Annotated in this window: 10 protein-coding genes; 6 read left to right on the plus strand and 4 right to left on the minus strand. The window is 66.5% G+C overall.

Features of this window, described 5'->3' with window-relative positions; translation table 11 throughout:
* Nucleotides 1–190: 190 nt before the first annotated feature.
* From IDT60_RS08460 to ligD, 3 genes are read right to left on the minus strand one after another with little or no spacing between them, the layout of a single operon-like run.
* The gene (locus IDT60_RS08460; RefSeq protein WP_191081567.1) at nucleotides 191–1,078 is read right to left on the minus strand and encodes an oxygenase MpaB family protein; all 888 of its coding nucleotides are present in this window, start codon (nucleotides 1,076–1,078) and stop codon (nucleotides 191–193) included.
* Between the two features lies 1 nt (nucleotide 1,079).
* Nucleotides 1,080–1,871, minus strand: a complete 792-nt coding sequence (locus tag IDT60_RS08465) for a PIG-L deacetylase family protein (protein WP_191081568.1) — start codon at nucleotides 1,869–1,871, stop codon at nucleotides 1,080–1,082.
* A gap of 50 nt (nucleotides 1,872–1,921) precedes the next feature.
* Nucleotides 1,922–3,166: a non-homologous end-joining DNA ligase gene (ligD, locus tag IDT60_RS08470; RefSeq protein ID WP_191081569.1), complete on the minus strand. Its 1,245-nt coding sequence runs from the start codon at nucleotides 3,164–3,166 to the stop codon at nucleotides 1,922–1,924.
* 83 nt (nucleotides 3,167–3,249) lie between these two features.
* Here ligD and IDT60_RS08475 point away from each other — a divergent pair, with 83 nt between their 5' ends.
* From IDT60_RS08475 to IDT60_RS08500, 6 genes are all read left to right on the plus strand, one after another.
* Nucleotides 3,250–3,885 carry a uracil-DNA glycosylase gene (locus IDT60_RS08475; protein WP_191081570.1) on the plus strand — a complete coding sequence of 212 codons (636 nt, stop codon included), beginning with the start codon at nucleotides 3,250–3,252 and terminating at the stop codon, nucleotides 3,883–3,885.
* 273 nt (nucleotides 3,886–4,158) lie between these two features.
* On the plus strand, nucleotides 4,159–4,593 hold the full coding sequence (locus IDT60_RS08480) for a hypothetical protein (RefSeq protein ID WP_191081571.1): 435 nt from the start codon (nucleotides 4,159–4,161) through the stop codon (nucleotides 4,591–4,593).
* 112 nt (nucleotides 4,594–4,705) lie between these two features.
* Complete coding sequence (locus IDT60_RS08485; RefSeq protein ID WP_164200071.1) at nucleotides 4,706–5,524, plus strand: pyruvate, water dikinase regulatory protein; 819 nt, start codon at nucleotides 4,706–4,708, stop codon at nucleotides 5,522–5,524.
* A 151-nt stretch (nucleotides 5,525–5,675) separates the two neighbouring features.
* On the plus strand, nucleotides 5,676–8,093 hold the full coding sequence (gene ppsA, locus IDT60_RS08490) for a phosphoenolpyruvate synthase (protein WP_191081572.1): 2,418 nt from the start codon (nucleotides 5,676–5,678) through the stop codon (nucleotides 8,091–8,093).
* A 97-nt stretch (nucleotides 8,094–8,190) separates the two neighbouring features.
* Nucleotides 8,191–8,697 carry a VOC family protein gene (locus tag IDT60_RS08495; protein WP_164200068.1) on the plus strand — a complete coding sequence of 169 codons (507 nt, stop codon included), beginning with the start codon at nucleotides 8,191–8,193 and terminating at the stop codon, nucleotides 8,695–8,697.
* 29 nt (nucleotides 8,698–8,726) lie between these two features.
* The gene (locus tag IDT60_RS08500; RefSeq protein ID WP_191081573.1) at nucleotides 8,727–10,190 is read left to right on the plus strand and encodes a YdiU family protein; all 1,464 of its coding nucleotides are present in this window, start codon (nucleotides 8,727–8,729) and stop codon (nucleotides 10,188–10,190) included.
* Between the two features lie 35 nt (nucleotides 10,191–10,225).
* Here the strand turns inward: IDT60_RS08500 and uvrA are convergent, their stop codons facing one another.
* Entirely contained in the window at nucleotides 10,226–12,775 is a 2,550-nt protein-coding gene (gene uvrA, locus IDT60_RS08505; RefSeq protein WP_191081574.1) for an excinuclease ABC subunit UvrA, read from the minus strand.
* Nucleotides 12,776–12,896: the final 121 nt, after the last annotated feature.

Below are 12,896 nucleotides of genomic sequence, written 5' to 3' on the forward strand. Positions count from 1 at the left end.
AGGTCCTTTCAAGATGTGGAACAGGAACCGCGGCCGGCCTGCCGGGCCAGCTGTTGTAGACAGTCTGGGTCGGCCCCGCCCAAGAGTCCAGAGGCTGGCTGATATTTGCCTGCAGCAACGGAAGCGGCGTACGACGACGGCACCCGGCTCGCGTCGTCGGGTTGCGTTGACGCGCGCTTGGCCGAAGTATTTATGCCCTGTTGCGGACCCGGGGCCCCATCACGTTGCGCGGTCCGACATCGGCCAGGGAGTAGCCCCCTGCGTAGACCGGCGGGGCAGCCTGTCCGGGAATGAAGCTGGGAACCGTGCTCAGGGGAGTGCGGCGGAGGATCACATTGCGCACGCCCATCCCCGCGCTGAGCGCGAGGCGTGACCACCAGGTGCTGCGGGGGAGTCCGAGCGCTTCAGCCAGCTCCGCGTCGTTGAGCATTGTCGCGATCATGCGTTTCGTGACCGGATGGAGAAGCCTTGGCTGCATGCTTTGAAACACCTGGACCGTGGCACTCATCAGTGTCTTGCCTGCTGTGCTGGGGGCCATCCGCCGGCGCTCGTAATCGTCGAAGAATGATTCGGCCTCTTCGAACGTTTCGGGAATGTCCACGATATGCATTCTCGTTCCCAGTTCGCGGAAGAACCGCGTTGCGGCGTCTCGTTCTGTCTGTGTTGGCTTCCGCCAGCCGTAACGGTCGGTCCATCGCAGGGGAACCACCAGGAGCGTCATCAGCACATAAAGGAAATCCTCCTGGCTGCCCGGAACATACCGGTGGACGCGGTTGAGCAAGTCCGTCATGTGCCGGCCGCGCTCCGAGTCCAGTCCGCCGGCGATGAGTTCATAGATGACGACGCCGGTGTCAATTGACCGCTTCATGGGCCGGACGGGGATTTCCCCGTTCTTCACGAGCGTGGCTGAACCGGACGGAATGGCGAAGTTCCGGTAGTAGGCCAGGAAGAAGCCGAGCTTGATGTCCTCTGCGAGGTCGAACAGAGCCATCTGGCGGAACGTCTGCTCCCAGTCGTCCGGGTGCCGGGCTAGCTGCCTGTCCAGGCCCTGCGCCAACGATGGATGCAACTGCGTCATGTCACAGCCCCTGGAAAAGGTCAGTGAGCAACGGACTGCCCGGCGGCCGGCCCGGCCACGCCAGGACCGACGACTCACGGGACGCCATCCTGGCCCACCGGCGTTCATCCATGTTCGGGCCAACAAGGACATCCAGCTGCGATTTGTGCTCCAGCAGACCCGCCACGATCCGGTCTGCCACAGGGCTCGTGTCCACCTCGATGTCTATCCACTCGTCGGGCACCGGACGGAGGTGATATTCAACGGCCGGGTCCCACGGAGCCAGCCCTTCCTGGTGCCGCCGAAGGTTCCAGCGTTCAAAGGTGGAGGCACGCAGGGCTCCGTGCACCAACCGCCGCAAGCCGGGGCCGGGCGTCGCACGCGCCCTGGCAAAGGCTTCATCCGTAGCCTTGCCAACGGCGATGTGGTCACGGTGCCCGGTGATTCCGTCCGGCCCGAAAGTCGCCACCACCTGCGGGCGTTCCTGAAGCAGAATGTCCAATATCTTGCCTACCAGTTCCTCGAAGTCGACCTCGTGCACCCGCCCGTCCGCGTAGTCCAGCCATTCGTGCCGGTCCGGGATTCTGCCGTGGGCGCGCCACGCGTTGGCGCTCTCCCGGCGGCGCCAGGCACCCAGCTCCGCAGCCGTCGTCGGGACACCCTCGGCGATCTCTCCGGCGCCGCCGTCGGTCGCAAGCACCAGGCAGAACCGGAACCCGGGATCGTTCTCGTGCAGGGCGATCGAGCCGGCACAACCGTATGCATCGTCGTCCGGATGGGCAACCACAACGGCCAGGGAACGTGGCTCTTTCATGGACAGAACGCTAGACCCGGCGACGGCAGGATCACAATACCGGGGAGCCGTCAGGACCCCGCCCGTCCGGGCCATTCCTTGCCGGCCCACGGGTCGTAATCCGCTGTGAGCTCCTCCTGGGGCGGACGTTCAGCCGCGGGGACGTGCTGCAGGTTCACGCGCACGCGGTACCAGAGTGAACTCGAGCCGCGCATACCGTCGACGAGCACGTCAGCCGGGTGCAGTGCCGGGACCAGGTCCGCGTGCCGGGCCTTCCACTCATCGAGCGCCGCCAAAGCCTCGGGCTTGGTCCTGGTGCGGGCCACCTCGATGAGCGGCATCACCGACTGCCGTCGGCCGGAGCCGTCCCCGCTGCGCGGTGCTTTTTCCGCCGGGCCCAGCGCCTTGGCCAGGGTGAGGAGCCCCTCCAGCGAGCCAACGGCGTCGTCGATCCCGGCGTGCCGGTCGCCCAGATCTGCGAAGCGCCCCGGCACCGTGCGGACCGTGAAGTGTTCCGGCCGGACGGAGCGGACCTCGTCCCAGTTGAGCGGTGTCGAGACCCGCGCGTCGGGCAAGGGCCGGACCGAGTATGCAGATGCCACCGTGCGGTCCTTGGCATTCTGGTTGAAGTCCACGAACACACTCTCGCCGCGCTCTTCCTTCCACCACCGTGCGGTGGCGAGGCCGGGAGCACGGTTTTCGACCTCGCGGGCGAGGGTTTCGGCGGCGAGCCGCACGTCGCGGTACGTCCATTGCGGGGCGATCCGCACGAGGATATGAAGCCCTCGCGACCCGCTTGTCTTCGGCCAGCCCACCAGGCCGACGTCGGTAAGCACGTCCCGCGCGACGTATGCGGTATCGACAATCCGGGCCCAGTCCACCCCCGGCATCGGATCGAGGTCCACCCGGAGCTCGTCCGGGTGCTCGAGATCCTCGGCGCGGACCGGATGCGGGTTGAGGTCGAGGCAGCCCAGATTCACCACCCACGCCAACCCCGCCGCGTCCCGGATGACGGCTTCCTCGGCCGAGGTCCCTGACGCGTAGTGCAGCGTCGCGGTGTCGATGAAGTCCGGGTGGTTCTCCGGCACGCGCTTCTGAAAGAACGGCTCAGAATCGATGCCTTTCGGAAAGCGCTTGAGCACCATGGGCCGGCCGCCTGCCCCGCGCAACGCGCCATCCGCCACGGCGAGATAATAGCGAACCAGATCCAGCTTGGTCAGGCCGGGCCCGGGGAACACCACCTTGTCCGGACTCGAGATGCGGACCTCGGTGCCATCGATGGTGAGGATTTCGGCCGGAGTCTTCGACGGGCTCATGGCGCCACGCTAGCAACGAACGGATGTCCCGGCCAGAGCGAAGACGGCGGCAGCCAATATAGTCGTGGCATGGGAGTGCGGGAATGACTGCTTCTTCGATCGGCGATTTTGTGGCGTGGGTGTCGGGAGTACCGGCCGGGCCGGGGCGGAACAACTTCTTTGATCACGCCCTGGCGGAAAATGCGCTTCGGCGACGGAACCTTGAAATTTATCTGCACGAAATGCTGGACCGGGCTCCGAAGGTGATGCTGCTGGGTGAAGCCCCCGGCTTTAGGGGCATGCGGATCACCGGAGTTCCCTTCACTAACCGAACCGTCTTCGAGGGGCCGGCCAACAGCTTCGGATTGTTTGGGCCGGGCAAGGGCTACCGGCTGCCGGCTGAGGCCGCGGGAGTAGCGTCCGAACCGACCGCGACAGTGATGTGGGAGGTCCTGACGGAACTGCACTTCCTTCCTCTGCTGTGGAGCGCCTGCCCGTGGCACACCCATGCGCCGGACCGCCCCCGGACCAACCGCACGCCGACTGCCGCCGAAGCAGATCTCGGAGCCCCCTACTGGCTGGCACTGGCAGGACTCTTCAGCATCGAAACTGTCGTGGCGGTGGGAAACGTCGCCCATCGCAGCCTGGTGAAAAGAGGGATGGACGCACCCAAAGTCAGGCACCCCGCCCATGGCGGGCGCTCCGGCTTCAAGCGGGGACTGGAGGAGTTGCTCCTTTAGCGGGTTGCGCTCTGGCCAAACTCGACACGGGGCTGGCCATCCCGGAAGCTGGAGAACATGCCCCGAACCCAAGGGAGAGTCTGGTGGCGGCGCCAGAACGCATTCCTGATACTGACCGGCATAAGCTCCTGGAAGCCCCGTATGATTCCGGAATGCCCGGCGTCCAGTAGCCTGAAGATCAGCCGCGGCAGTCCGGCGAACACCGGGGGCGACAATGCGCGTCAGGTTTTGGGCCGGACGCTGCCACCAGGTCTCTTTATCGAAAGGCTTCACATGATCAGGAACACGATCACTGCTGCGACCGCCGTCGGGGCGGCGCTTGTCCTCTCCGGCTGTTCCATCGCCACACCCGCCCCGGCGCCCGAAACGACAGCCGAAACCTCACCCTCCGCCTCATCGGCACCCGCCGCCTCCGACCTCCCGGCCGCGGTGTCCGGCTGCGGACTTGATGGCGCCGACGGCGTCGACCTGACCGCGGCCGGGACGAAGCTCGCCATCGATACCAAGGGCCCCAAGGAATCCACCGGCGCGCAGATGGCAGACGTCCAGTGCGTCCTCGGCGCCTTGGAGGTCCCGGACGATGTCCGGTCGATGATGAAGCTCACCACCTCCACAACTGAACCCACTGACGCCGGCTGGCGCGATCTGGGCTTCGCCTGGAACTACAGCCCGGAAGATCATTTCCGGCTCGTCATCGTCCAGGCCTGAGCGCCCGGGGCAGCGCCCCTCCGGTGACCGGACGGACCGCACCACGTCATATGCAGTGGCACCCGGGGCCTTCCGTTCGGAGACCGGGCCCCTTCTGGTACAGAATGCGTTTATGACCAATGACGATCTTCGGCCTGTCTATTTCCTTTCGGACAGTACCGGCATTACCGCCGAAACACTCGGCAACACTTTGTTGACGCAGTTCCCCGCCAATAACTTTGACCGCATCACGGTTCCGTTCATCACCACGGTGGAGCAGGCCTTCACCGTGGTGCGTACCATCGACCACCTGGCCGCCACCGGCAAACGTCCGATCGTTTTTTCCACGGCTGTCAGCAGCGAGATCCGTCAGGCCCTCGCCACGTGTCAGGGGATCATCGTGGATCTGATCGGGACTCACGTGGGGCAGTTGGAGCAGGCCCTCGGGACACCCGCCAGCGGCGAACCCGGCCGGGCCCATGGCCTGGGCAACGCGGAGCGGTATCAATCCCGGATGGCCGCCGTCGAGTACGCCATGGAACACGACGACGGCCAGAGCCTGCGCGCACTGGAAAAAGCCCAGGTCATCCTGGTGGCGCCGTCGCGCTGCGGGAAAACGCCCACCACCATGTACCTCGCGCTGCAGCACGGAATCTTCGCAGCGAACTTTCCGCTGGTGGACGAGGACTTTGCGCGTGAGGGCCTTCCGAAGCCCCTGCGGCCATTCGTTGAGAAATGTTTCGGACTCTCTTCCAACCCGCTGCGCCTCAGCCAGATCCGCACCGAACGGCGCCGCGGCTCACCCTACGCGTCCCTGCGGCAGTGCGGCTTCGAGCTGCGGAGCGCCGAGCAGCTCTACGTCTCACACCGGATTCCGTACCTGAATTCAGCCTCGGTGTCCGTAGAGGAAATGGCCGCGACCATCCTGCAGCGCATGAACCTCAAGCATTAGGGAAATTTTTCACAAACTAAATGTGGCGCATATCATGTGGCAACAGCGCCCGATTCCTGTCACTGTGGACGGGATTCGCGCCCATCAACCGGCCATAACCAAGAGTGGGCGGCACATCTGCATGCCACCATCTGCAAAGGAGCAGTAACTTATGACGACAGACATCCTGTGGTTCTCAGAACTCGGACTCAAGGACCTGGACCGGGTGGGCGGTAAGAATGCCTCGCTCGGTGAGATGGTGCAGAACCTGACCTCCGCCGGCGTCCAGGTCCCCGACGGCTTTGCCACGACAGCCGACGCCTACCGCAGCTTCCTCGCAGACTCCGGCCTGGACCAGAAGATCGCCGACCGCATGCTCGGCCTGGATACGGATGACGTGACGGCCCTTGCCGCCGCCGGCCAGGAGATCCGCACCCTCATGCGCGAAACGCCCTTCCTCCCGGACTTCGAGAAGCAGATCCGGGATTCCTACCAGCAGCTGGTTGAAAAGCACGGCGGCTCTGAGGACCTCTCCTGGGCCGTCCGCTCAAGCGCAACCGCAGAGGACCTGCCTGACGCCTCCTTCGCAGGCCAGCAGGAGACCTTCCTCAACGTCCGAGGCATCGACAACATCCTGCTCGCCATCAAGGACGTGTTCGCGTCGCTCTACAACGACCGCGCCATCGCGTACCGCGTGCACCACAAGTTCGAGCACGCCGATGTGGCACTCTCGGCCGGTGTCCAGCGGATGGTGCGCTCCGACGTCGGGGCCTCCGGTGTCATGTTCACCATGGACACCGAATCCGGATTCCAGGATGCTGTGTTCGTCACGTCCTCCTACGGCCTGGGCGAAGCAGTGGTCCAGGGTGCCGTGAACCCGGACGAGTTCTACGTTTACAAGCCTGCCCTGCAGGCCGGCCGCCCCGCCATCCTCAAGCGCGGACTGGGCGAGAAGGCCCTCCAGATGACCTACACCACCAACCGCGAGGTGGGCCACACCATCGACTTCGTCCCGGTGGAGGCCTCGCTGCGGAACCGCTTCAGCCTCACGGACGACGACGTCGAGCAGCTCGCCAGGCACGCCGTCGCCATCGAGAACCATTACGGCCGCCCGATGGACATCGAATGGGGCAAAGACGGGATCGACGGCGGGCTGTACATCCTGCAGGCACGCCCGGAGACGGTGCAGTCCCGCCGTGCCTCCGGCAGCCTGAGCCGCTTCCGCCTCAACGGAACCGGCCGGGTCCTCGCCGAAGGCCGCGCCATCGGCCAGCGTATCGGTGCCGGCAGCGTCCGCATCCTGACGGCCATCGATCAGATGGCCGCGTTCAAGACCGGCGACGTCCTGGTCGCCGACATGACCGACCCTGACTGGGAACCGATCATGAAGCGCGCCTCCGCGATCGTCACCAACCGCGGCGGACGCACCTGCCACGCGGCCATCATTGCCCGCGAACTGGGGATTCCCGCCGTCGTCGGCACCGGCGACGCCACGCACGCCCTGACCGACGGCCTCGAGGTCACCGTCACCTGCGCCGACGGTGAGACGGGCATCATCTACGAAGGACTCCTGGACTTCACCGTCGAGGAAACCGAGATCACCCAGCTGCCCGAGGCGCCGGTCAAGGTCATGATGAACGTCGGCACCCCGGAGCAGGCGTTCACTTTCGCCCAGCTGCCCAACCACGGTGTGGGCCTGGCCCGGCTGGAATTCATCATCAACCGCCAGATCGGCATCCACCCCAAGGCCCTGCTGAACCTGGATGACCAGGCTGCGGATGTGGCCGCGGAGATCCGGGAACGCATCGCCGCTTACGACAGCCCGCGGGACTACTACATCAAACGCCTCGCCGAAGGCGTGGCCACCATCGCGGCGGCCTTCGCGCCGGAACCGGTGATTGTGCGTATGTCCGACTTCAAGTCCAACGAGTACGCCAACCTCATTGGCGGGCCGGCCTACGAGCCGCACGAGGAAAACCCGATGCTCGGCTTCCGCGGTGCCTCACGGTACCTGGATCCGTCCTTCCGGGACTGCTTCGACCTTGAGTGCGAGGCATTGTCCTTCGTCCGCAACGAGATGGGCCTGACCAACGTCAAGCTGATGATCCCGTTTGTGCGCACCCTGGACGAGGCCCGCGGCGTCATCGAGCTGCTGGCGGAGAACGGCCTGAGGCGCGGCGAAAACGGCCTTGAGGTGATCATGATGTGCGAGATTCCGTCCAACGCGCTGCTTGCCGACGAATTCCTCGAATACTTCGACGGATTCTCGATCGGATCCAACGACATGACCCAGCTCTCCCTGGGCCTGGACCGGGACTCGGCAACCATCGCGCACAGTTTCGATGAGCGCGACCCCGCCGTCAAGAAGCTGCTGACCATGGCCATCAAGGCCTGCAAGGCACGCGGGAAGTACGTCGGCATCTGTGGCCAGGGCCCCAGCGACCACGCGGACTTCGCCGAATGGCTGGTCGGGGAAGGCATCGATTCCGTTTCCCTGAACCCGGACACCGTGGTGGATACGTGGCTCAGGCTCGCCGGCGCGGCCGACGGCGCCGAGGCCGGTGCGGCAGTAGGCGCCGGCTCGCGCTGACCTCTGTGCCACTCTGAATGCCCGCCCGGGGGAACCCCCGGGCGGGCATTCTCATGAGCTGGTTCATTCCGGGGCCGGCAATGGGTACGATGCGTCCATGACCGGTGACGCACATGGACCCATCGACGGTGCCCGCTTCGGGCATACGAACCTGATCGCCCGCGACTGGCGCAGCCTCGCCGACTGGTACGTGCGCCTCTTTGGCTGCACGCCGGTTCCCCCGGTGCGCGACTATGCCGGGGCGGACCTTGAGCGGGGCACTGCCGTGCCCAATGCCGCCCTTCAGGGTGTGCATCTGCGGCTCCCCGGCCACGGCGAGGACGGCCCGACGCTCGAGATCTACACGTTCGCCTCGACAGAGGACGCCTCTTCATCGGCGGACGGCGCATCGGAAACGGGCATTGACCGGCCAGGCTTCCGCCACATCGCGTTTGCGGTGGCGGACGTGCACACCGCCCGACGCCGCGTCCTCGACGACGGCGGGGGCCCGGTGGGCGAGGTGGTCACCCTCACCACAGCCGACGGGCGCCGGGTCACCTGGTGCTACGTCACGGACCCCGAAGGCAACGCCGTCGAGCTGCAGAGCTGGGCGCCGCCGGCATGAGCCGACGCCGCCGCCGGTATCCTTGAGGGATGAGTGACACAGCGCCTGCAACGGTCACATTCGAAAGCCGCTTCGCCCGGGATTTCAAGGAGATGGCCATTCCGTGGCGGGCGGACGAGGCTCCGGACCCCCGACTCCTGGTCCTCAACGACGCCCTCGCTGCCGAACTCGGCCTCGATCCGGATTTTCTCCGGAGCCCTGAGGGGCTGCGGCTGCTGATCGGCAACGCCCTGCCCGCCGGGGCTACACCGGTGGCTCAGGCCTACGCCGGGCACCAGTTCGGCTGGTACTCGCCCCGGCTCGGAGACGGGCGGGCACTCCTGCTCGGCGAAATCCCGCACGCTGACGGGCAGCTCCGCGACATTCACCTGAAAGGCTCAGGGCGGACCCCGTTCGCACGGAACGGCGACGGGCTGGCAGTGGTCGGCCCCATGCTGCGCGAATACATCCTCAGCGAGTCCATGCACGCCCTGAACATCCCCACAACACGATCCCTCGCCGTCGTCGGGACAGGGAATCCGGTGCAGCGCGAGGCACTCCTGCCGGGTGCCGTCCTGACCCGGGTTGCCGGCAGCCACCTGCGCGTCGGCAGCTTCCAATACGCCCGGGCCACCGAGGACACCGGGTTGCTGCGCCGCCTGGCCGACCACGCGCTCACCCGTCACTACCCGTCCGCTGCGTCAGCCGAAAACCCTTACCTCGCACTGCTCCAGGCAGTAATTGCCGCGCAGGCAACGCTCGTCGCGCACTGGATGCTTGCGGGCTTCGTCCACGGGGTCATGAACACGGACAACATGACAATCTCCGGCGAGACCATCGACTACGGGCCGTGCGCCTTTATGGAAGGCTTCGATCCCGCGGCCGTTTACAGTTCCATCGACGAGACCGGACGCTACGCCTACCGCAACCAGCCGCTGGTGGCGGAGTGGAACCTTGCCCGGCTGGCGGAGTCGCTCCTGCCCCTGCTCCACATGGACCAGGACACCGCACTGGCCCTGGCCGTCGAGGCACTCGAGGGGTTCCGCGGGCAGTACAGCGCCGCCTGGGCTGCGGGCATGAGGGCCAAACTGGGTTTGCGTGAAGAACTGCACGACGACGTCACGTCACCTGTTGTGGACGGGCTGGTGGCGCTGTTGCAGGAGTCCCGCCCGGACTATACGTCGTTTTTCCGGCACCTCGGCAAGGCCGCCCGCGGCCAGGCGGAACCTGCCCGCGGCACGATGCTGGACCTGGCAGCGTTTGATGCCTGGCTGGCGCGCTGGCGGGCTCTGACTCCGGACGCTGACGCCATGGACCGCGTCAATCCCGTCTACATTCCGCGGAACCACCTCGTGGAGGAAGCCCTGACGGCCGCTACCGGCGGGGACACCGGACCGCTGGAACGGCTGATGGACGCCGTGGCTTCCCCCTACGTTGAGCGCCCGGGCCTTGAGCACTACGCTGCGCCGGCCCCGGAAAGCTTCGGCCCGTACCGGACCTTCTGCGGAACCTGAACCTCAGGCCAGGACTCCCGCCGGTTTAGCCCTGCTCACCGCCCTGCGGTGGCGAGGTACGGCGCCGTCCGGCTGTCCAGCGAACGGGCGACGACGGCGGGTGTCCCCGTGGCGATAATCCTGCCGCCCTTGTCGCCGCCTGCCGGGCCCATGTCGATTACCCAGTCCGCTGACGCCACAACGTCCATGTCGTGTTCGACCACGATCACCGTGTTGCCGGCGTCGACCAGGCGGTTGAGCTGGGCCATCAGGAGTTCGACGTCGGCCGGGTGCAGACCGGTAGTGGGTTCGTCCAGCAGGTACAGCGAATGGCCGCGCTGGGCGCGCTGCAGCTCGGTGGCGAGCTTGATCCGCTGGGCCTCGCCGCCGGAGAGTTCGGTGGCGGGCTGACCGAGCCGCAGGTAGCCCAGGCCCACCTCCTGGAGGGTCTTGAGGCTGCGCGCGGCTGCGGGCACGTCAGCCAGGAACCCGGCGGCGGTGTCAACACTCATGCCCAGCACATCGGCCACGTTCTTTCCGCGGTAGGGGATCTCCAGGGTTTCGGGGTTGTAGCGCGCGCCGTTGCATTCCGGGCACGGGCCGTAGCTGCCGGGCAGGAACAGGAGTTCGACGGCGACGAAGCCCTCGCCCTGGCATGTTTCGCAGCGTCCGCCGGCCACGTTAAAGGAAAAGCGTCCTGCACTGAAACCGCGGGCGCGGGCAGCGTCCGTGGCCGCGAATTCCTTGCGGACGGCGTCGAACAGTCCTGTATAGGTGGCGAGGTTGGAGCGCGGGGTACGGCCGATTGGCTTCTGGTCTACCGTCACCAGCCTGTCGAGCTGTTCCAGCCCGGACACCGGTCCCGCGGTGACGGGTGCGGACACGCCGGCGTCGGGGTCCTCCTGGGCCGGTTTGGCTGCTTCGCCTTCGGGATGGAGCCTGGCGCCGACCACACCGGCCAGCACCTGGCTGACCAGCGTCGACTTGCCTGAGCCCGAGACTCCCGTCACCGCCGTCAGCACGCCCAGGGGGAACTCGGCATCGAGGCCGCGGAGGTTGTGGCGGCTGATGTCCCGCAGCTCCAGCCAGCCCGTGGCACTGCGGCGGGCGCCGCCGTCGTTCTTCGACTTGGACCCGTCCGGAAACAGGAACGGCCGCGTCACTGACGGTTCCACCCCGGCAAGGCCGTCAACAGGGCCGCTGTAGAGCACCTCGCCACCGCCCTGCCCCGCCCGGGGTCCGACGTCCACCAGCCAGTCGGCACGGCGGACCACATCCATGTTGTGCTCCACCACAAACACGGCGTTGCCGGAGGATTTGAGCTGTTCCAGGACCGCGAGGAGGGGCTCGGCGTCGGCCGGATGCAACCCGGCGGAGGGCTCGTCCAGCACGTAAATCACGCCGAACAGGCCGGAACGGAGCTGGGTGGCGATCCGGAGCCGCTGCATTTCCCCCGGCGAGAGTGTCGGGGTGGCACGGCCCAGTGCGAGGTAGCCAAGACCAAGGTCCAGCAGGACATTAACGCGCGCAAGCAGGTCCCGGGTAATGGCGACGGCCACCTCGTTGCCTTCACCTGAGGCCTGCTTGCGCGAGGCTGTCCCGGCTGCCGTGAGCTCCGTCGTGGGACGGATGATCTCGGCCAGTTCGGTCATCGACACGGAATTGAGCATGGCGATGGTCCGCCCGGCAAACGTCACAGCCAGGGCTTCCGGCCTCAGCCCGCTGCCGCCGCAGCGCGGACACGGACCAGTTTCCATAAAGCGCAGAACCCTCTCGCGCATGGCGGTGCTTTTGGAGTCCAGCAGGGTGTGCATCACGTAGCTTTTGGCGCTCCAGAACCGGCCCTTGTACGGTTTCTCCACGCGGTCGCGTTCCGGCGTCACCTCCACCACCGGCTGTTCCGCCGTGAAGAGGATCCAGTCGCGCTGCTTCCTGGGCAGCTTCCGCCACGGCGTGTCGACGTCGTACCCCAGATGGATCAGGATGTCGCGCAGATTTTTGCCCTGCCACGCGCCGGGCCAGGCGGCGATGGCGCCGTCACGGATGCTGAGGGAGGTGTCCGGGACCATCGAGGCTTCGCTGACGGTGTGGGCGGTGCCCAGGCCGTGGCATTCCGGGCAGGCGCCGGCCGCCGTGTTGGGGGAGAAGGCGTCGGAATCCAGCTGGCTGGCGCCGTTGGGGTAAGTGCCGGCCCGGGAGAACAGCATGCGCAGCGAGTTGGACAGCGTGGTGACCGTGCCAACGGTGGACCGGGAACTCGGTGTACCGCGCCGCTGTTGGAGCGCGACGGCGGGAGGCAGCCCGGTGATTTGTTCCACCTTGGGGTTGTGCCCCTGCTGGATGAGCCGGCGGGCGTAGGGCGCCACCGATTCGAAGTAGCGGCGCTGTGCCTCGGCGTAAATGGTGCCGAAGGCCAGGGACGATTTGCCCGAGCCGGATACCCCGGTGAACGCGACGATGGCGTCACGGGGCACGTCCACGTCCACGTTGCGCAGGTTGTTCTCACGCGCGCCGCGGACCCGGACAAAGCCATCCGCGGTGTGGTCGGGAGCAAGAGTGGGCAGGATCGGCACCGTCAGTTCGGAAGCATTCAGATTGCCTTGCATCGATCCGACTCTAGTGGTGACCGCTGACAACCACGAACTTTCGCGTGGAGTTGCCCGGCGGTCCGGCCTTAGTACCGGTTCCGGCGGGGGTCAGTCGCGGTGCGGTTCTGTTTCGCGCGCC

Origin of the sequence: Pseudarthrobacter sp. BIM B-2242 (assembly GCF_014764445.1) — a bacterium.
Classification (GTDB): Bacteria; Actinomycetota; Actinomycetes; order Actinomycetales; family Micrococcaceae; genus Arthrobacter; species Arthrobacter luteus_A.